This window comes from Gordonia zhenghanii, from assembly GCF_021738965.1.
Classification (GTDB): Bacteria; Actinomycetota; Actinomycetes; order Mycobacteriales; family Mycobacteriaceae; genus Gordonia; species Gordonia zhenghanii.
In genome coordinates this window covers 11,105-30,072 of sequence record NZ_JAKKOQ010000023.1, presented here as the reverse complement: position 1 = coordinate 30,072, position 18,968 = coordinate 11,105, and the positions used below count along the sequence as shown (strand labels likewise).

Annotated in this window: 18 protein-coding genes and 1 pseudogene; 17 read left to right on the top strand and 2 right to left on the bottom strand. The window is 67.3% G+C overall.

The window, feature by feature from the left end; all coding sequences use genetic code 11:
* Window positions 1-206 (top strand): annotated as a pseudogene (locus tag L5G32_RS18790) (IS110 family transposase); the annotation flags it as partial.
* Window positions 207-225: 19 nt separating this feature from the next.
* Here L5G32_RS18790 and L5G32_RS18785 read toward each other — a convergent pair.
* Window positions 226-1,020 (bottom strand): enoyl-CoA hydratase/isomerase family protein, encoded by a 795-nt coding sequence (locus tag L5G32_RS18785; RefSeq protein ID WP_237012605.1) that lies wholly within the window; start codon window positions 1,018-1,020, stop codon window positions 226-228.
* A gap of 297 nt (window positions 1,021-1,317) precedes the next feature.
* Window positions 1,318-1,506 (bottom strand): 50S ribosomal protein L28, encoded by a 189-nt coding sequence (gene rpmB / locus L5G32_RS18780; protein ID WP_237012604.1) that lies wholly within the window; start codon window positions 1,504-1,506, stop codon window positions 1,318-1,320.
* 201 nt (window positions 1,507-1,707) lie between these two features.
* Here rpmB and L5G32_RS18775 point away from each other — a divergent pair, with 201 nt between their 5' ends.
* The 16 genes from L5G32_RS18775 to L5G32_RS18700 all read left to right on the top strand — a co-directional run bounded on the left by L5G32_RS18775 (window position 1,708) and on the right by L5G32_RS18700 (window position 18,948).
* On the top strand, window positions 1,708-3,351 hold the full coding sequence (locus L5G32_RS18775) for a DAK2 domain-containing protein (protein ID WP_237012603.1): 1,644 nt from the start codon (window positions 1,708-1,710) through the stop codon (window positions 3,349-3,351).
* Window positions 3,348-5,651: an ATP-dependent DNA helicase RecG gene (locus L5G32_RS18770; RefSeq protein ID WP_372491728.1), complete on the top strand. Its 2,304-nt coding sequence runs from the start codon at window positions 3,348-3,350 to the stop codon at window positions 5,649-5,651. Before L5G32_RS18775 ends, L5G32_RS18770 begins: the two co-directional genes overlap by 4 nt.
* Before the next feature lie 75 nt (window positions 5,652-5,726).
* Window positions 5,727-6,461 carry an HNH endonuclease family protein gene (locus tag L5G32_RS18765; RefSeq protein WP_237012602.1) on the top strand — a complete coding sequence of 245 codons (735 nt, stop codon included), beginning with the start codon at window positions 5,727-5,729 and terminating at the stop codon, window positions 6,459-6,461.
* A gap of 185 nt (window positions 6,462-6,646) precedes the next feature.
* The gene (locus L5G32_RS18760; protein WP_237012601.1) at window positions 6,647-7,054 is read left to right on the top strand and encodes a hypothetical protein; all 408 of its coding nucleotides are present in this window, start codon (window positions 6,647-6,649) and stop codon (window positions 7,052-7,054) included.
* The gene (locus L5G32_RS18755; RefSeq protein ID WP_237012606.1) at window positions 6,942-8,513 is read left to right on the top strand and encodes a sensor histidine kinase; all 1,572 of its coding nucleotides are present in this window, start codon (window positions 6,942-6,944) and stop codon (window positions 8,511-8,513) included. Before L5G32_RS18760 ends, L5G32_RS18755 begins: the two co-directional genes overlap by 113 nt.
* Window positions 8,510-9,169 (top strand): response regulator transcription factor, encoded by a 660-nt coding sequence (locus tag L5G32_RS18750; protein ID WP_237012600.1) that lies wholly within the window; start codon window positions 8,510-8,512, stop codon window positions 9,167-9,169. The genes L5G32_RS18755 and L5G32_RS18750 overlap by 4 nt, the downstream gene beginning before the upstream one ends.
* 65 nt (window positions 9,170-9,234) lie before the next feature.
* The gene (locus L5G32_RS18745; protein WP_237012599.1) at window positions 9,235-10,494 is read left to right on the top strand and encodes a glutamate-5-semialdehyde dehydrogenase; all 1,260 of its coding nucleotides are present in this window, start codon (window positions 9,235-9,237) and stop codon (window positions 10,492-10,494) included.
* Window positions 10,491-11,414, top strand: coding sequence for an AAA family ATPase (locus L5G32_RS18740; RefSeq protein ID WP_237012598.1), 924 nt, complete (start codon window positions 10,491-10,493; stop codon window positions 11,412-11,414). Before L5G32_RS18745 ends, L5G32_RS18740 begins: the two co-directional genes overlap by 4 nt.
* Window positions 11,415-11,418: 4 nt before the next feature.
* Window positions 11,419-12,822 carry a vWA domain-containing protein gene (locus L5G32_RS18735; protein WP_237012597.1) on the top strand — a complete coding sequence of 468 codons (1,404 nt, stop codon included), beginning with the start codon at window positions 11,419-11,421 and terminating at the stop codon, window positions 12,820-12,822.
* A gap of 33 nt (window positions 12,823-12,855) precedes the next feature.
* Window positions 12,856-13,518, top strand: coding sequence for a nicotinate-nucleotide adenylyltransferase (nadD, locus tag L5G32_RS18730; RefSeq protein ID WP_237012596.1), 663 nt, complete (start codon window positions 12,856-12,858; stop codon window positions 13,516-13,518).
* On the top strand, window positions 13,505-13,924 hold the full coding sequence (gene rsfS, locus L5G32_RS18725) for a ribosome silencing factor (protein ID WP_237012595.1): 420 nt from the start codon (window positions 13,505-13,507) through the stop codon (window positions 13,922-13,924). The genes nadD and rsfS overlap by 14 nt, the downstream gene beginning before the upstream one ends.
* A 13-nt stretch (window positions 13,925-13,937) precedes the next feature.
* A complete protein-coding gene (locus L5G32_RS18720) occupies window positions 13,938-14,645 on the top strand; it encodes a histidine phosphatase family protein (protein ID WP_237012594.1) in 708 nt (235 codons plus the stop codon).
* A 64-nt stretch (window positions 14,646-14,709) separates the two neighbouring features.
* Window positions 14,710-15,447: a diglucosylglycerate octanoyltransferase gene (octT, locus tag L5G32_RS18715; RefSeq protein ID WP_237012593.1), complete on the top strand. Its 738-nt coding sequence runs from the start codon at window positions 14,710-14,712 to the stop codon at window positions 15,445-15,447.
* A 2-nt stretch (window positions 15,448-15,449) separates the two neighbouring features.
* Complete coding sequence (locus L5G32_RS18710; RefSeq protein WP_237012592.1) at window positions 15,450-16,301, top strand: DegV family protein; 852 nt, start codon at window positions 15,450-15,452, stop codon at window positions 16,299-16,301.
* Window positions 16,302-16,456: 155 nt separating this feature from the next.
* Window positions 16,457-17,464 (top strand): ComEA family DNA-binding protein, encoded by a 1,008-nt coding sequence (locus tag L5G32_RS18705; protein ID WP_237012591.1) that lies wholly within the window; start codon window positions 16,457-16,459, stop codon window positions 17,462-17,464.
* Entirely contained in the window at window positions 17,464-18,948 is a 1,485-nt protein-coding gene (locus tag L5G32_RS18700) for a ComEC/Rec2 family competence protein (protein WP_237012590.1), read from the top strand. The genes L5G32_RS18705 and L5G32_RS18700 overlap by 1 nt, the downstream gene beginning before the upstream one ends.
* The last annotated feature ends 20 nt before the right edge of the window (window positions 18,949-18,968 follow it).

Genomic DNA, 18,968 nt, shown 5'->3' with positions numbered 1-18,968 from the left:
GACTCAACCGCGGCGGAGACCGGCAAGCGAACAAAGCCCTGCACCTCGTCGCCGTGGGCCGCCTACGCTCAGACCCACGCACCCGCGAATACGCCAAACGCCGACGCGCTCAAGGACTGTCCACCCCCGACATACTCCGCTGCCTCAAACGCGCCCTCGTCAGAGAATCCTTCAGCGCACTCAAAACCGACCTACTCCGGGCTTGACGAACTATAGGACCGTCCTCTACCGCACCGAACCGAAGTCGGGGGCGCGCTTGCCCACGAAGGCGTCGACGCCTTCGATGCCTTCGGGCGTCGCCGACAACTGGGAGATCGACTTCGCTTCTGCGATCACGTGATCGGTGAGGGTCCGGCCTGCGGCGTCGTGGACCAGACGGCGGATCGCGGCCATCGAGCCGCGCGGTCCGGCGGCGAGTTGGACGGCCGTCGCGCGCGCAGTGTCGGTGACGGCGTCGTCGTCGACGATCTCGGCGAGCAGACCCAAGTCGAGTGCACGCTGGGCGTCGATGATCTGGTCGGTCATGATGATGTGCCGCGCACGCGCCGGACCGACGGCGCGCGGGAGCGTCCACGACATGCCGCCGTCGGGAGACAGGCCGATGCCCGGGTACGCGGGCCGCAGCTTGGTCTTGGCGCCGCCGATCGCGATGTCGGCGTGCAGCACCATGCTCATGCCCGCGCCTGCGGCCCACCCGTTGACGGCGGCAACGACGGGCAGCCCGGTCTCGTACAGCAGTCCGATCATCGCGTGGAGGTCGTTCGCGAGGCCACGGAGGTATGCGGCGCGGTCGGGCGCTGCGGCGAACTCGGCGACGTTGCCTCCGGCGCAGAAGTTCTTGCCTGTCGACGACAGGAGGATCGCGCCTGCGTCAACGTCGCCGCGCGCGACCCTGCCGAGTTCGGCGGCTCCGGCGAGGATCAGTTCGTGATCGAGTGCAGTCCCGTTGTCAGCTGTTGCGAGCGGGAGGGTGAGGACACCGTCGTCGAGCGTGATCAGATCATCAGGGGAGGAAGTCATGCTCCGAGCTTACCGAGCGAGCGTTCGGCTGCCGATCGTGGTCCCGACTGCCTGTCGAGCGGAGTTCCGTCTGCTGGTCGAGCGGAGTTCCGTCTGCTGGTCGAGCGGAGTCGAGACCGTTGGTGCGAAAGGGATCTCGACCTTTCGACTCCGCTCGGGATCTCGACTCCGCTCGATCAGCATGAAGGGGGCGATCAGCATGAAGGGGCTCGATCAGTGCGCGCTCTGCGAACACAACGATCGCCGTCCGGCGAACCGGACGGCGATCAGAAGAAAATCTAGGTGGCGGTAAGACCCTTAAACGGTGGTCTTGCCTGCCTTGAGGCACGAGGTGCACACGTTCTTGCGCTTCTTGTTGCCCGGGGCGACCTCGACACGCACAGACTGGATGTTCGGGTTCCAGCGGCGGTTGGTGCGCCGGTGCGAGTGCGAGACCGACTTACCGAATCCGGGGCCCTTGCCGCAAACGTCACAAACGGCAGCCATAGCGAACTCCCTTGGTAGAAATGGTCTGGTCTCTTCGCCCGCTCGGCGCGTGAGTAGTCACGCAGCGTCGACAGGCAACCCGACAAGAGTAACGCGCAAACGTGTCGGGGCCAAATCGCGATAGCAGGCTCGTGAGCGAACTGCATCTCGGTCGGACGGCACCGGTAACCTCGGACACGACTCTAGATTCGGGGGTGGTGAATGGCCTACGGCGGCACCGCGGTCAATCCGCAGTTCATCCGCGACTGGGCGCAGGCCTGCGCGGGTGGCTTGGCGGCCTCACGTGGCGAGATCAACGATCTCAATGTCTTTCCGATCCCGGACTCCGACACCGGCAGCAACATGGCCAACACCATGGCCGGAGCGGTCGCGGCGCTCGACGACATCGATGGCGACGCGGATCTGCAGACCGTGACCCGGACCCTCGCCGACGCGGCAGTCGCGAGCGCGCGCGGAAACTCCGGGATCATCCTCGCGCAGTTGTTCGTCGGCCTCGCCGACGCCGCTGATCTCGCGGTCGCCGAGAACGACCTCGGTTTCAATCGTCTGTGCACCAACGGACTCCGACTCGCATCGCTGTCCGCGCGCCGTGCCGTGGCCGACCCGAAAGAGGGCACCGTCCTGACACTGCTGACGGTGGCGGCGGAGACCGCGTCCCAGAACGTCGGACGAGCTCCTGCCGATCTCGTGCGCGCCGTCGCCGAGAGCTCGGCCGAAGCCCTCGACCTGACCACCGGTCAGTTGCCCGAACTCGCGAAAGCGGGCGTCGTCGACGCGGGAGCTCGCGGCTTTCTGGTACTCGCCGACGCACTCGTCTCGGTCGTCACCGGCGTAGCCAACAAACGCCGCGCCTACCGCGGATCGTTGAGCGGACCCGGCGGCCTTCGCATCGATGACTGCTCGGCCGACGGTGACACCGCGTTCGAGGTGATGTACCTGATCGAAGGCGCGGACGGCGCCCAGATCGGTGGACTGCGCGACCGACTCAGCGATCTCGGAGACTCGGTGGTCATCGTCGGCGACAGCTCCACCGGATCGGAGAACTTCTCGGTCCACGTCCACACGGACGAGCCGGGAGCCGCCGTCGAGGCAGGCATCGCACTCGGCGCGATCCGAGACATCCGAATCAGCTGCTTCATGCTCGACGCCTACAACGCGGCGCCCGGAGCCAATGAGCCGCCACCGAGGTTCAAACGGGCGGTCGTCGCGCTGGTGAAAGGCGACGGGGCCGAGGAACTGTTCACCGAAGCCGGTGCGTCGGTGGTGCGAGCGGACGACGGTGTGAACGCGGAGACGCTCGGTGAGACGATCCTGGCCACGGACAGCGCCCACGTCGTCGTCATGGGCAACGGGATGATGTCATCCCAGGATCTGGTCACGGTCGGTGCGCACGCTCGGTCGACGCAACGATCGGTAGTGTTCCTTCCGACCATGTCGATGGTGCAGTGCCTGTCGGCGCTCGCCGTCCACGATCCCGGCGCAGAACCCGATGTCGACGCGTTCGCGATGGCCGAGGCCGCCGCCGCGACGCGGTGGGGATCCCTCGTCCGGTCGACGTCGAAGATCATGACGCTCGCCGGCACCTCAGACATCGGGGACATCCTCGGTCTCATCGGGTCCGACGTCCTGGTCATCGCGAAGGAGCAGGCGCAGGCCGCCACTGCTCTGTTGGACCTGATGCTCTCGACAGGCGGCGAGATGGTCACCGTTCTGGCAGGCAGTGATCTCGACGACGAAGCGCGTGCCGCGATCGGAGCGCACGTGCGCGCCCACTACCAGGGCATCGAACTGGAGGTACACGACGCAGGCCAGATGTCGCATCTCCTCCAAGTGGGAGTCGAATGATGCTGACGTCGGCGTCGCCCCTCACCGATTCGTCGATCGACCCGAAGCTCGTCGAGAAGCTGGCGGGTCTGGAACTGACGACTGTCGGCGAACTCCTGCGTTACGTCCCGCGCCGTTACATTCGGCAAGGGCAGGTGTCGGCCACGGAGCGGCCCGAGCCCGATGAGTGGATCACCGTCATCGGACGCATCGAGAAGTCTCAGATGATCGCCATGAAACGGCGGTACGGAAAGTTCCTCAAGATCGTCGTCAACGACGGCAGGAGCCGCTACGAGGCCAGCTTCTTCAACGCGAAGTACATCCAACGAGTGCTCCTCTCCGGCGTGCGCGTGGCACTCGCGGGCAAGGTCAAGTACTTCAACAATCAGATCCAGCTGTCGCACCCGGACTGGCTGGTGCTGCCCGACGACGGAATGGACGTCCACGGCACGTCGATGATGGCCGAACTCCTGGCCGACGAGACAGGAGAGAACGGGACTGGGGAGAACGGGACTGGGGGGAACGGGACTGGGGAGGCACTGACCGGCACTGCTGACGACGTCGAGCACTTCAGCCGCTCGATCATCCCGATGTACCCGGCGACGCGCGACGTGCAGACGTGGGAGATCTGGCGGGCCGTCCGTCAGGTCCTCGCCGACACAGTGCCCGCCGCCGACCCGCTGACCGACGAGCAGCGGACCGCACGTGGCTTCATCACGAGCGACGAGGCGATCCGGCACGTCCACCTGCCGGAGACGATGGAGCAGATCGAGAGGGCCGACGAACGACTCAAGTTCGACGAGGCCCTCGCCGTGCAGACCGCGCTCGCACAACGGCGGGCGGACCTCGGTTCCGAACTGTCCGTCGGCTGCGTACACGTTCCGGGCGCGCTCGAAGACCAATTGCTCGACCGCCTCCCGTTCGAGCTGACCGGCGGGCAGAAGACGGTGCTTGGCGAGATCGGCGACGACCTCGCGATCGATCACCCGATGAACCGTCTCCTGCAGGGCGAAGTCGGCTCCGGCAAGACGCTGGTCTCGTTGTTGGCGATGCTTCGCGTGGTCGACAACGGACACCAGTGCGCGATTCTTGCTCCTACCGAAGTCCTTGCGGCCCAGCACTATCGGACTGTCATGACAATGCTCGATGATCTCGCGCGCGGCGGTGAACTCGGCGCGGCAGACGGCGCGACGCGTGTCGGACTCCTCACCGGATCGCTCGGCACGGCGGCCAAGCGGCAGACCCTCCTCGACGCGGTGACCGGAGAATCGGGCATCGTCATCGGCACGCACGCCCTCCTCGAACAGAACGTCGAGTTCTTCGACCTCGCCATGGTGGTCGTCGACGAGCAGCACCGTTTCGGCGTCGAGCAGCGCGACGTGCTGCGCAGCAAAGGGCGAGACGACCGGCGGCCGCACTTTCTCGTCATGACGGCGACGCCGATCCCGCGCACGGTCGCCATGACGACGTTCGGCGACCTGGAGACCTCGGTGATGACGGAACTGCCGCGCGGTCGGCAACCGATCAAGACGACTGTGGTCCCGATGCAGAAGGCGAACTGGGTGCACCGCGTGTGGGAACGCGCCGACGAGGAGATCGCCGCGGGGCGCCAGGTGTACGTGGTGTGCACGCGAATCGGTGACGAGGAGTCGAACAAGAAGGCCGCCAAGAAGAAGGGCGGCAAGGCCGACGGGGAGGAGAAGGAGGACGACACGATCTCCGTCCTCCAACAGGCAGAGCTACTGGAGACCGGCCCGCTCGCACGTCGCCGTATCGCCGTCCTGCACGGCCGGATGCATGCGGACGACAAGAACGAGGTGATGGATGCGTTCACGCGAGGCGAGATCGACGTCCTCGTCGCGACGACGGTCATCGAGGTCGGTGTCGACGTCCCGAATGCGACGACGATGGCGATCGTCAATGCCGAACGTTTCGGCGTCAGCCAACTCCACCAGTTGCGGGGCCGCGTCGGACGCGGACAGCACGCGGGTCTCTGTCTGTTGATGACGCCCGCGCACGAGTTGTCGGCGTCGATGGAGCGGTTGAAGGCGGTCGAGGCGTCGAACGACGGATTCGAGTTGGCGATGGTCGACCTGAGGCAACGTCGCGAGGGCGACGTCCTCGGATCGTTGCAGTCGGGTGGAAAGTCGTCACTGAGTTTCCTGTCGCTGATCGACGACACCGAGGTGATCGCCGACGCCCGCGAGTTGTCCGAGTCGATCGTCGACGCCGACCGGGGCCTCGCCGACCACCCGGCTCTCGCCGATCTGGTGCGCGCCATCCTTCTGCCCTCCCGCGCGGAGTACCTCGAGAAGTCCTGACGTCGGAAGGGGACTCGCTCGATCACCAGGGGGAACCGACGGCCCGCGTCGCGCGTCTAACCAGTAGGGGGCGCGATGCGGTGGCGGGACTGGCATGCACGCCGACGCCGCGGCGTCGTGCGGCTGACGATCAGGCAATGGGGCGCGCTGGCGGTGTTCGCTCTGATCGCGCTGGTGGTCGCAGTCGGAGTCGGTCCGCCCCGCGGGAACGCCCCGCGGGTCTCAGCGGTCCGCGTGATGCAAGCGCGGACGGCGCTCGCAGCACTCGCGACTCTGCCGAACCGACCTCCGCACGACACCGCGTACGACCGCGACGCATTCGGGACCGCGTGGACGGATGCATCCGACGCGCCCGGTGCGGGGAACAACTGCGACACCCGCAACGACATCCTGGCCCGCGATCTGGAGGTGTCCGGGCAGACGGCGATCACGTCGTGTCCGCGGGCGGTGTCGGCCGGTGTGCTGACCAGTCCGTACACCGGACGATCGGTGGTCTTCGAGCGAGGGAGGGCATCGGCGGCGGTCCAGATCGACCACGTCGTTCCCTTGTCGTACGCGTGGGATCTGGGCGCAAAAGCGTGGCCGCGTGCGCGTCGCACGAGGTTCGCGAACGATCCGGCCAACCTCGTCGCCGTCGACGGTCCGAGCAATCAAGCGAAGTCGGACGCCGAGCCCGCGGTGTGGATGCCGCCGCTCGACGGGTTCCACTGCCAGTACGCCGTGCAGTTCGTGACCGTTCTACACATGTACGGCCTGCCGGTGGACGAACCGTCGCGCGCCGTGCTCTTCCACGCGTTGGCGGCGTGTTGAGGCGTGGCCGCACCCTCAGATTCGCTCCCGCACCCTCACAGCGGGAGACACGATCTGAGCCTGCGGCAACAGAGTCGACGTTGTTCCAGGGTCTCGATCGTGCCCGCGGACGGCCGAAACCCTCATGAAGAAGTCTTCATGCGCGCTTCATCGATGTCTCAGAACCAGTCGCCATCGTATGAGTCATGAGAAACTCAATTCGTGGAGCAGGAGTCATCGGACTGTCGGTGGCTGCAGTAGTCATCGGCGCCATCGCCATCGCGTACTTCTTGGTCGGGTCGTCCGATCCGGTACGCAACCCGCCCGAGCACGTGAGGATAGGGGAGTCGACGTCGTTCGCGCCGGATGAGGCGCGCGGCGAGCAGATGCCGCAGCCGGATGCGTCGCGGACCGCGCCGCTCGAACCGCGCGTCGAGGTCGTCGAGCCGGGGCACGATGATGACGACGATCGTGATGATGACGACGACCGTGACGACGACGATGACGACGACGACCGCGACGACGACGATGATGACGACGACCGCGACGACGACGACGATGACGACGACCGCGACGACGACGATGACCGGGACGACGACGAGGACGATGACTGACTCCGAGCCGCAGGCAGGTGGGCATCCGCGCCGGCGGGTGCCCGCCCGCATCCGCATCATCGGGTGGGTGATGCTGCTGATGCTCGGTGTCCTCGTGGTCGTGAACGTCGCGACACGGCAGGAGTTGTACCGGCAGGTCGACACCGTCGTCGACGAAGCGCTCGTCCAAGAGGTGGAGGAACTCGTCGGGGTAGCGTCCGGCGGCGTCAATCGGTCCACCGACCGTCCATATACAAGTGTCGCGGAGATCCTCGACAGTCACCTGCAGCGCCAGTTCCCGGACGACGACGAAGTAGTGGTCGGCGTCCTCGCTGACGGTGCCGTCATTCGGCAGGACCGCGGTGAACCGTATCCGTTCGCGTCCCGGCCCGAGCGTGCACGTCAAGTGGCGGCCGACCCGGACTCGACGGGCTCCCTGCACACCGAGGACGGCGAACTCCGGTGGCGGAAAGTCGTCGTCGATCCGCCGTCCGGGAACGGTGAGCCCGGGACGTTCATCGTCGGTGTCGCAGTCGACCGAGATCGCGACGAAGTCGCGTCGACCATGCGGACTCTGACCTTGGTCAGCCTGGTCGGACTGCTGCTGGCCGGAATCGGCGCCTACCTCGTCTCCGGCCGAATCCTCGCGCCGATCCGGTTGGTGCGCGACGCCGCCGCCGAGATCAACGAGAAGGACCTCACCAGGCGGATCGAGGTACGCGGCCGCGACGACGTCTCAGCGCTCGCCGAGCAGTTCAACGCGATGCTCGACCGGCTGTCCGACGCGTTCGGCGCCCAACGCGAGTTCATCGACGACGCGAGTCATGAATTGCGGACCCCGATCACCATCGTCCGCGGGCACCTCGAGTTGATGGGCGACGACCCCGACGAGCGGAAGGCGGTGATGCGTCTGGTGACCGAAGAGCTCGATCGGATGAGCCGGATCGTCGAAGACCTGCTGCTGCTGGCGAAGTCAGAACGGCCCGACTTCGTGCGACCTCGTTCGGTGTCCGTTGCCGAACTCACCGTCGACATCCATTCCAAGGTTCGCGCGCTCGGGGACCGGCGATGGCTCCTCGACTCGGTCGGAGAGGGGACGGCCTTCGTCGACCCGCAGCGCATCACGCAGGCGATGGTGGCATTGGCGCACAACGCCGTCGGACACACCAGTGACGGTGAGGAGATCCGGATCGGGTCGTCGCTGCACGAGGTGCGCGGTGTTCCGGTCGTGGCGTTTTGGGTCACGGACACCGGGCCGGGGATCAGTGAGAACGATCAGGACAAGATCTTCGAACGTTTCCACCGCGGTCGACGGTCGGGAGAAGGGGCCCGCGCGGGTGCAGGGCTGGGTCTGGCCATCGTCCGCGCAATCGCGCAGGCGCACCACGGGCAGGTCACCTTGAGATCCGCTCCGGGGCAGGGATCGACGTTCGGAGTCGAGGCGCCCGCGGGCGCCGAGTCGGAGAGGATCTCGTCATGAACCGAATTCTGATCGCCGAAGACGAGGAGCGCATCGCGTCGTTCATCGAGAAAGGATTGCGCGCCAACGGATTCGTCACGACTGTTGCCGGTGACGGGTCGACTGTGTTGGAACTCGCGAGGCAGGGGACCGCAGACCTCATCGTCTTGGACATCGGATTACCGGTCCTCGACGGGTTCTCGGTCCTGGAAGCGATGCGCAGGGAAGGCGTGTCGACGCCGGTCATCATCCTCACCGCTCGGGACACCGTCCGCGACACGGTAGCTGGTCTCGAAGGCGGTGCCGACGATTACATGACCAAGCCCTTCCGGTTCGAAGAACTCCTCGCGCGGGTGCGGCTACGGCTGAGATCGGGGGAGACTGCTCCGGAGGTCGGCGTTCTCACCCACGGCTCCATATCGCTCGATCTCCGCTCACGACGGGCGTCCGCGTCGGGCGGCGTGGTGGACCTCACCGCCCGCGAGTTCCTGCTCCTTGAACTCTTTCTGCGGCATCCCGGGCAAGTCCTCGTGCGCGAACAGATCCTCTCGCACGTGTGGGGCTACGACTTCGATCCGGGATCGAACATCGTCGACGTCTACGTGCGAGCACTGCGTAAGAAGCTCGGGGCGTCGTCCATCGAGACGGTCCGCGGCATGGGGTACCGACTCGGTTAGCGGGCTGCGCTCGATCCGACCCCGCCCGTCGAGGGGTCGTCGGGCGTCGGCGCTAACCTGGACCCATGAGTGCACCCACCGAGACCGACGTCTCCGGCGTCGTCACCGGGCTCGCGACCGCAGCCACGAAGGCCTCGCGCAGCCTCGCCACCCTGACGACCGCGCAGAAGGACGCCGTACTTCTGGCCGCGGCCGACGCCATCGATCAGGCCGCGGACACCATCCTCGCCGCGAACGCCGACGACGTCGCGCGCGCCGAGGAAGCAGGGACCGAGTCGTCGCTGGTCGACCGGCTGCGCCTCACCTCGGAGCGGATCGAGGGCATCACCGGCGGTCTGCGCCAGGTCGCCGCGCTCCCGGACCCGATCGGACAGGTCGTCTCCGGCAAGAAGCTCCCGAATGGTCTCGACCTCCGCCAAGTCCGGGTACCGCTCGGCGTGGTCGGCTTCGTCTACGAAGCCCGCCCCAACGTGACTGTCGACGGCTTCGGCATCTCCTTCAAGTCGGGCAACGCCGTGCTGCTCCGGGGGTCGTCGTCGGCAGCCAGTTCGAACGCCGCGCTCGTCGAGGTGCTGCGCAGCGTCTTGACGGACAACAACGTCAGCGCCGACGCCGTCGCACTGCTCCCCAGCGAGAGCCGCGACAGCGTCACCGCCCTCATTCGGGCCCGCGGTCTCGTCGACGTGGTGATTCCGCGCGGCGGAGCCGGACTGATCGCGGCAGTCGTTCGAGACGCGACCGTTCCGACCATCGAGACCGGTACCGGCAACTGCCATGTGTACGTGCACGGCGACGCCGACATCGACATCGCGACGCGCATCGTGCTCAACGCCAAGACTCGCCGCCCGAGCGTCTGCAACACCGCCGAGACGGTGCTCGTCGACAAGGCACTCGCAGGCGACGTCCTCCTGCCGCTGATGTCGGCACTGCAGTCGCAGGGCGTCGTCGTCCACGGCGACGAGCCCGGCATGGAACCGGCCACCGAGGACGACTGGCACCGCGAATACCTGTCGCTCGACATCGCGATGAAGATCGTCGACGGACTCGACGAGGCGATCGACCACATCGACACCTACGGCACCGGCCACACGGAGGCGATCGTCACCAGGTCGCTGCAGGCCGCCGAGGAGTTCACCGCTCGCGTCGACGCCGCCGCCGTCATGGTCAACGCGTCGACGGCGTTCACCGACGGCGAGCAGTTCGGGTTCGGCGCCGAGATCGGCATCTCCACCCAGAAGCTCCACGCCCGCGGACCGATGGGGCTGACCGAACTCACGTCGACCAAATGGCTCGTGTGGGGCAGCGGACAGGTGCGCCCCGCATGAGCGGGGAAGACATCGTCCCCGCGTTCACCGACGCGGCCGACGTCACCGCGCGCCTCGCCGAGACCGGGTACCTCGCCGACGCGGCGACGGCGACCACCACGTTCCTGGCGGACCGTCTCGGCAAACCTCTGCTCGTGGAAGGTCCGGCAGGCGTCGGCAAGACCGAGTTGGCGCGTGCCATCGCACAGGCGACCGGATCGGACCTGATCCGACTGCAGTGCTACGAGGGCATCGACGAGGCCCGCGCCCTCTACGAGTGGAACCACGCCAAACAGATCCTCGCGATCCAGGCCACCGGGAACCGCGACTGGGACTCCGCGAAGAACGACATCTTCTCCGAAGAGTTCCTGCTCGCACGTCCGCTGCTGACGGCGATCTCGCGCACCGAGCCGACCGTGTTGTTGATCGACGAGATCGACAAGGCCGACGTGGACATCGAAGGGCTCCTCCTCGAGGTGCTCAGCGACTTCGCGATCACCATCCCCGAGATGGGCACCGTTTCTGCGACGCGTCGCCCGATCGTCCTGCTGACCTCGAATGCGAACCGAGAACTGTCGGAGGCGCTCAAGCGCCGCTGCCTGTACCTGTACATCGACTTCCCGGACGCGACGCTCGAACGCGAGATCCTCGCGTCACGAGTCCCGGACCTGCCCGAGAAGGTCGCCGAGGAGTTGGTGCGCGTCGTCGGCGTGCTGCGCGGACTCGACATCAAGAAGAAGCCGTCCGTCGCCGAGACCATCGACTGGGGCAACACCCTCCTCGCGATGACCGGAAACGTGGGCCAGGACGCCGCAGAGTCGGCGATGCAGGCGATCAAGGGCGGACGGCTCGACGAGTCGCTGCTCGCGAAGACCCTCGGCGTCGTGCTCAAACACCGTCCCGATGTGACGACGGCGATCCGCGAACTGAAGCTGGGCTGACCGGATGGGCGCCGAGGCCGTCGTCGACACGCTGACCGGGTTCGTCGAGGACCTCCGAGGCCGCGGGATCACGGTCGGCCCGTCGAACCTGATCGACGCCGGGCAGGCGATGACCGTCCTCGACCTGCTCGACCGCGAGTCGCTGCGCGAAGGACTGGCGGCGACTCTGCTGTCGGACCACAACCACCGAGACACGTTCGACCTGTGCTTCGAGCTCTGGTTCCCGTTGGGCAACGAGGCGCGGCGAGCCGCGTTCGAGGTTCCGCGCGACGCTGACGGCGAGGTGGACGTCGAAGCGCTGCGCGAGATGGTCGCCGACACGCTCGCCGACCCCGAGGCGACCGCAGACGGCCGATTCGATCAGATGGTCGCTGCGGTGGTCGCCGAGATGGGTCGCTACGACTCGGCGCGCGGCGAATCGTATTCGGTGTACCAGGCGATGTCTCAGGTCTCGCCGCAGACGCTGATCGCGCGGATCGCCGCCGCGATGGCGGGCGGTCAGGCGAGCGACGGCGACCGGCCGGGCACCGACCCGCTCAACCGCCGGGCGGCGCGCGGCGCCACCGAACGATTCCGCGAGGCAGTCACCACCGAGACGCAACGCCGGATGGCGGAGATCCGCGGCCGAGACGCCGTCTCCGCGTACGCCGTCCCGAAGCTCCCCGAGAATATCGACTTCTTCGCCGCCAACGCGCAGGACATGATCAAGATGCGGCGCACGATCGATCCGATCGCACGCCTGCTCGCAGCGAAACTGGAGTTCCGTCGTCGCCGAAACCGGCATGCCGCCGTCGACGTGCGGGCCACGCTGCGCGCATCGATGTCGACCGGAGGTGTTCCGATCGACCTACGGCGCCGCAAGCCGCGTCCAGGCAAACCCGAACTGATCATCATCTGCGACGTGTCCGGCTCGGTCGCCGGATTCAGCCAGTTCACCCTGCAGCTCGTGTACGCCCTGCGCCAACAGTTCTCCAATGTGCGGGTGTTCGCGTTCGTCGACACCGTCGACGAGGTCACCGACTTCTTCGCGCACGGCAACGACGACACCCAGTTCGGCGCCCGGATGAGCGAGATGCTCTCGACCGCCCGGATCAGCACCCGCGACGGCCACTCCGACTACGGACACATGTTGAAGGGTTTCGCCCGGACGTATCTCGATTCGTTGACGCACCGCAGTGCGCTGCTGATCCTGGGCGACGCGCGCAACAACTTCCGGCCAGCGCACGCTGACTCGCTTGCGAAGATCCGCGATCGAGTCCGGAACGCGTACTGGCTCAACCCCGAACGCAGACAGGCCTGGGACTCCGGCGACTCGTCGGCGAGCGTGTACGCCGCCGAAGTCGACATGTTCGAGTGCCGCAACGCCGATCAGCTCGGACGTGTGATCGCCGACCTGCTGCCGGTGTGAAGCGGGCGCGGTCACCGCGTAAACTCACCGTTCATGTCATCGGAGACTGCGGGCCCACGTCGTATCGGCGTCATGGGCGGCACATTCGACCCGATCCACAACGGACACCTCGTCGCTGCGAGTGAGGTCGCCGACCGGGTCAAGCTCGATCAAGTCGTGTTCGTACCGACCGGGCGACCGTGGCAGAAGGAGGGGGAGCACGCCTCCGATCCGTCGCGACAGGTGAGCTCCGCTGAACACCGCTACCTGATGACGGTCGTCGCGACGGCGTCTAACCCGCAGTTCACGGTCAGTCGCGTCGACATCGAACGCGAAGGCGTCACCTACACCGTCGACACCCTGCGTGACCTGCGTGCCGCGTTCCCCGACGACGAGCTCTACTTCATCACCGGTGCCGATGCGCTCGAGACCATTCTGACCTGGCATGATTGGGAAGGGTTGTTCGAGCTCGCGAACTTCATCGGAGTGTCGCGGCCCGGATACGAGCTGAACGTCAAACATCTGACCGAGCATCTGGCGAATAAACCCGCTCGGTCGCTGCAACTGATCGAGATCCCCGCACTGGCGATCTCGTCGACAGACTGCCGCGATCGCGCCGCTACAGGACGACCCGTCTGGTACCTCGTGCCCGACGGCGTCGTGCAGTACATCGCCAAGCACGGTCTGTACCGAAAGGAAACCAGTGAGCGCGACTGAAGAATCGATCGCGATGGCGACGACGGCGGCCCACGCGGCCGTCAAGGTCCTCGCGACGAACGTCGCCGCGATCGACGTCTCCGAGCAACTCGTCATCACCGACATCTTTCTGATCGCGTCGGCCGACAACGAGCGCCAGGTCAACTCGATCGTCGAAGAGGTCGAGGACGCGCTGCGGGAGACGGGTCACCAGCCGCTGCGTCGTGAAGGCACCCGTGAGGGGCGGTGGGCGCTGCTGGACTACGGCACCGTCGTCATCCACGTCCAGCACGACGACGAGCGCGACTTCTACGGTCTGGAACGACTGTGGAAGGACTGCCCGCTGATCGAGATCGACGGCATCGAACCGGCGGTCCGGCCCGAGGGCGACCGCGACGACGAGATCGTCCCCGGCTCACCCGAATGAGGACGCGACACTGATGCGGGGCGAACCGGATCCCGGCGACTCCAGCGTCGAGCGGTTGACCCCGCGCGTACGCCGCCTGATCCTGCTGCGCCACGGGCAGACCGTCTACAACGCGACGCAACGGATGCAGGGACAGCTCGACACCGACCTGTCCGATCTGGGCGTCGAGCAGGCCCAGATCGCCGGCCGGGCCATCGCGACTCGGTCGCCGCTGGTGATCGTGTCGTCCGATCTACGTCGGGCGCACGAGACCGCGAAGGCGATCGGCACGGTGACCGGCCAGGACGTCACGACCGATGAACGTCTGCGCGAGACGAATCTCGGTGACTGGCAGGGCATGACCCACACCGAGGTCGACACCGCGTCGCCGGGTGCGCGTCGACACTGGCGCGACGATGCGACCTGGTCGCCGCCCGCAGGCGAGAGTCGCGTCGACGTAGGTGTACGCATGATGCCCGTCGTCGCGGAACTCGTCGCAGGCCTGGACGCCTGGGGACGGGGCGAGGATCCCGACGCCCCGGTCGTACTCGTGGCCCACGGTGGCTGCATCGCCGCGTTGACTGCTCGGCTCCTCGGGTTGCCGGTCGCGAACTGGCCGATCCTCGGCGGTCTCGCGAACACTGCCTGGGTCCAGCTTTCGGGACATTCGGCGACGGACGCCGACGATCCGGTATGGCGCCTGGACGTGTGGAACGCATCGGCCGAATCGGCCGTCCAGTGACGTTCGGCCGTCCAGAACGTCCAGTCTTTCCAGCAGCCAGTTTCTCTCAACAGTAGGAGCACACGTGTCGGGTTCGGTTCTGGTCCTCGGTGACTCCCTGTCGTATTACGACGAGACGGGAGGTCTGTCCGCCGACGACCGACGGATCTGGCCGAACATCGTGGGGGAGCGGGTCGGGCGTCGCGTCGAACTGTTCGCCCGCATCGGCTGGACCAGCCGCGACGTGTGGTGGGCGACCACTCAGGATCCACGGATCTGGGCCGCGCTCCCGCACGCCGACGTCCTGGTGCTCGCGTACGGCGGGATGGATTCATTGCCGTCGCCGTTGCCGACCGCGTTGCGCGAGCAGATCCGATACATCCGGCCCGCAGCCCTCCGTCAGCGGGTTCGCGACGTCTACTCGTGGCTCCAACCGCGACTGTCGCCGCTCGGCTGGCCGATGGCGCTGCCGCCGCGGGTCACCGTCGACTATTGCGAGAAGGTGCGAGGCGCCGTCGCACACCTGCGGCCGGACCTGCCGATCGTCGTCTGCCTCCCGCCGACCCACGACAGCCCGTACTACGGGAACGTGCACCCCGGTCGTATCCCGACGACCACCGCGATCGAGCGGTGGGCGCGTGAACACGGTCTGCCGACGGTGTCGTTCTACGAGACCACTGCGGCCGCGTTCGCCGATCCCGCGACGACGATGAACCCGGACGGAATCCACTGGAGCGTCGCCACGCACGCGGCGATCGCCGAGGTGACTGCTCCCGTCGTAGAGGCGGCGCTCACCGCAATTCCGGCACCGGCTACCGTGTAATCGTGCCTGTCGTCGTCGTCACCGATTCGTCGTCGCGATTGCCTGCGTCACTCGCGGACGCTCACGGAGTCGTGCAGGTCCCGTTGCATGTGACTCTCGACGACGGGACCGAGTATTTAGAGGGTGTGGACAACGTCCCGCCCGACGTCATCACCACCTCGGGCGTGTCGACGTCAGGAGCGAGTCTCGCCGATCTGCGGCGCGCCTACGAAGAGGCGTTCGAGCGCAGCGACGGCGACGGCGTCGTCGCCGTCCACATGTCGCGCCGACTCTCCGGAACGTGGAGCGCGGCCCGACTCGCTGCGGATGCGATCGACGGCGGCGTGCGAGTGGTCGACTCCCGATCGGTCGGTGTCTCGCTCGGTCTGACGACGATGGCGGCAGTACAGGCTGCCGAATCGGGTGCATCGCGCGACGAGGTGTACGAGGCGACGGTGCGCGCCGCCGCGACGGCCGAGTCGATGCTGTGCGTACAGAACCTGGACAACCTGCGCGCCAGCGGCCGACTCAGTCTCACCGGGCGATTGTTGGGCTCGGCGCTCGCGATCAAACCGATCCTGCATATGTCAGACGGTCTCCTCGCGCTCCGCGAACGGCACCGCACCATGACGAAGGCAGTCGGGAAGATGGTGGACGCCGCCGTCGAATTCGCGGACGGGGAAGCCGTCACCGTCGGCGTTCAGCACTGCCAGAACCCTGAACTGGCGGCCGAACTCGTCGACACGATGCTCGAACGACTGGACGACGTCACCTCGACGCTGACCGTCGACCTAGGCGCCGTGCTCGGAACCCACGTCGGCCCCGGCGCCGTCGGCGTCGCTCTCTCCTTCGGCCTCGACCCCCTCGACGACTGACCGCTTCCTCCACGCTGGTCGAGCCCTTCTTTTTCGTTGGTCGAGCGGAGTCGAGACCCCGCCCAACCTGTGCACAACTCGACGTTCATCCACAGATCCGCCGTTTCGCTCATTCGCCTCTTTCCCGGCCGGACAGCCGCACCTACCGTCCACTCATGGGGATGGAACTGCGGGCGGGCCGAGACCGCGACTCTGGGCCGGATCGATTGGCGCGACTGATCAAGGCGCAGCACGACGACCCGGACGAGGGCCCGTCGGAGCCTGACGACGACGCCGTCGTCGACCGGTGGGGTGCGACGGCGATGCCCGATTGGCTCGACACTCGGCAGGGGCGAGCGACGTGGAACGCGCGAGGATCGCAGGGATTCGACTGCCTCGACGACCGCATCGACGACGAGTCGGACGATGACGCTTCGACCGACGACGAGGACGACGAATGGGAGCCGCCACGCCGCCGCTGGACGATGATGCCGCCCGCTGCCATCGGACTGATCCTCATCGGACTCCTGGGGTGCGGGTTCGCCGGGTACTCGCTTCTGCGGCAGAACGAGCCGTCGACACCGCTGGTTGCATTCGACGCGCCGGTCGGCTCGTCGACGGCAGCACGCTCAGGGGCCGGATCATCTGGGGCCGCGACGGACACACCTGCGCAGGCGAGCGAGAAGAGCGCTCCCGCCGAGGTCGTGGTCAGTGTGGTCGGTCTCGTGCAGCGACCAGGACTGGTACGGCTGGCCGCGGACTCGCGGGTGGCCGACGCCCTCGCGCGGGCGGGCGGAGCTCGCGCGAATGCCGACACGATGAGTTTGAACCTCGCGCAGATCGTGCACGACGGCGACCAGATCCTGGTCGGACAGAAGGGCGACGATCAGGTCCGCAGCGCGGTGGTGACGTCGGGCGGGTCGACGCCGTCGCCGGGTGGGACCCCGGGAACTGGTGGCGGCACGGCAGGAGAGTCGGGCGGCAGCGGGCAACTGGTGAACGTCAACACCGCGACCGAGGCCGAACTCGACACACTGCCCGGGGTGGGGCCGGTGACTGCCCGGTCGATCATCGCGTGGCGGGATGCCAACGGCTCGTTCGCGTCGGTCGACCAGTTGGCCGAGGTCGACGGCATCGGTGAAGGGCGTCTGGCGAAACTGCGCCCGCTGGTCACCGTGGGCTGATGGTCGATCTCCGGCTGGTGGCTCCCGCGGCGGCCTGCTGGTCGACGACGATCGTCGGGCTCGTATCGCCGCAGCAGGTGTCGTGGGTCGTCGTGGTCGTCTTGGTCGTGACAGCAGCCGTCGCGCGGTGGCGGTCGCGTGACCCCGGCCGGCGCCTGCTTGCGATGACGGTGATCGGCGTGTGTGGGATCGGCGCTGCGGGAGCAGCGGTCGTCCTCTTGCGGGTTGCGGCCGTCGACGCGGCGCCGGTCGTCGACGTCGTCGGCAAGCCGGTCGTCGAGATGACCGTGGCGGGCGATCCGATGTACTGGCCGGGACAGCAGAGGTTCACTGTTGCGGTTCGAGTGGACGACGTGTCCGGCCGCGCGCAGCGTCCGGTGACCGCGAGACTGGCTGCGTCGTCGGAGGTCGGGGACCTGCTGCCGGGGGAACGGCTGTCGGCGCGGGTCCGCGTCGCCGCGGCGGGAGCCCCCGGACGGGATCGGCTCGTCGTCGCGGACCTCACCGCGGTCGGTGAAGTGACCAGGATCGCGGATGCTCCGTGGTGGCAACGCGCAGCGGGTGATGTGCGACAGCGGCTGCGGGAGATCGCGGCGAATGCGCTCGGCGGCCGCGCGGGCGGCCTGCTGCCGGGTCTCATCCTGGGGGACACCGGCGGCCTCGATCAGGCGACCCGCGACAACTTCCGTGGCGCCGGTCTGTCACATCTCGTGGCGGTGTCCGGCGCGAATCTCGTCCTGGTCGTCGGGGCGGTGTTGCTGTGCGTGCGCGCGGGTGGCGGGAGTCCTCGGACGGTGTTCGTCGTCGGAGCGGTCGCGGTGGTCGGTTTTGTGATTCTGGTGCGACCGACAGACAGTGTGTTGCGTGCTGCGGTGATGGGCGGTGTCGGGTTGGCTGCCGGGCTCTCCTCACGCCGTTCGCAGGCGTTGCCTGCGCTCGGAGCGGCGGTGGTCGTCGTACTGCTGTGGTGGCCGGAGATGGCGTTGGCTCCGGGTTTCGCGCTGTCGGTCGCTGCGACCCTCGGGTTGGTTCTGTGGTCGGTGCCGATTCGTTTCGCGATGACCAATCGAGGGGTGCCGGAGTGGGCGGCTGCGCTGCTGTCGATGACGGTGGCCGCGCAGATCCTCACCACACCGTTGGTCATCGCCGTCAGCGGGCAGGTCAGCGTCTTCGCGATTCCGGCGAATCTCCTTGCTGCCCCGGTGGTTCCGTTGATCGGTGTCGCGGGGACCCTGGCTGCGGCGATCGGAGCGCTCGGACCGCGTTACGGGCCGCAGAGTGCGTTCGCGGAGCTTCTGGTGCGGGCGACGGGGCCGGGAGTTCGGTGGTTGATCGTCGTCGCTGATCGTCTGGGCGGTCCTGGATGGGTATCGCCGGAGGTGCCCGGTGTGCTTGCGGCCGGGGTGTTGGTCGCCGTCGGGTGTGCTGTCGTGTTGTTCGTCAGGTCGGGTGGTGGCCGACCGCTGAGGGGCCTTCTGCGATGACGCACGCGATGAGTCGTCGC

Bases quoted from the DNA above. Each gene is read 5' to 3' on its own strand.
- L5G32_RS18765 (WP_237012602.1), top strand. From the start codon at position 5,727: ATGCGGTGGCGGGACTGGCATGCACGCCGACGCCGCGGCGTCGTGCGG.
- L5G32_RS18770 (WP_372491728.1), top strand. From the start codon at position 3,348: ATGATGCTGACGTCGGCGTCGCCCCTCACCGATTCGTCGATCGACCCG.
- L5G32_RS18735 (WP_237012597.1), top strand. From the start codon at position 11,419: ATGGGCGCCGAGGCCGTCGTCGACACGCTGACCGGGTTCGTCGAGGAC.
- L5G32_RS18785 (WP_237012605.1), bottom strand. From the start codon at position 1,020: ATGACTTCCTCCCCTGATGATCTGATCACGCTCGACGACGGTGTCCTC.
- L5G32_RS18720 (WP_237012594.1), top strand. From the start codon at position 13,938: ATGCGGGGCGAACCGGATCCCGGCGACTCCAGCGTCGAGCGGTTGACC.
- nadD (WP_237012596.1), top strand. From the start codon at position 12,856: ATGTCATCGGAGACTGCGGGCCCACGTCGTATCGGCGTCATGGGCGGC.
- L5G32_RS18755 (WP_237012606.1), top strand. From the start codon at position 6,942: ATGACGACGACGACCGCGACGACGACGATGATGACGACGACCGCGACG.
- L5G32_RS18760 (WP_237012601.1), top strand. From the start codon at position 6,647: ATGAGAAACTCAATTCGTGGAGCAGGAGTCATCGGACTGTCGGTGGCT.
- rpmB (WP_237012604.1), bottom strand. From the start codon at position 1,506: ATGGCTGCCGTTTGTGACGTTTGCGGCAAGGGCCCCGGATTCGGTAAG.
- L5G32_RS18700 (WP_237012590.1), top strand. From the start codon at position 17,464: ATGGTCGATCTCCGGCTGGTGGCTCCCGCGGCGGCCTGCTGGTCGACG.
- L5G32_RS18775 (WP_237012603.1), top strand. From the start codon at position 1,708: ATGGCCTACGGCGGCACCGCGGTCAATCCGCAGTTCATCCGCGACTGG.
- L5G32_RS18745 (WP_237012599.1), top strand. From the start codon at position 9,235: ATGAGTGCACCCACCGAGACCGACGTCTCCGGCGTCGTCACCGGGCTC.
- L5G32_RS18705 (WP_237012591.1), top strand. From the start codon at position 16,457: ATGGGGATGGAACTGCGGGCGGGCCGAGACCGCGACTCTGGGCCGGAT.
- L5G32_RS18740 (WP_237012598.1), top strand. From the start codon at position 10,491: ATGAGCGGGGAAGACATCGTCCCCGCGTTCACCGACGCGGCCGACGTC.
- L5G32_RS18750 (WP_237012600.1), top strand. From the start codon at position 8,510: ATGAACCGAATTCTGATCGCCGAAGACGAGGAGCGCATCGCGTCGTTC.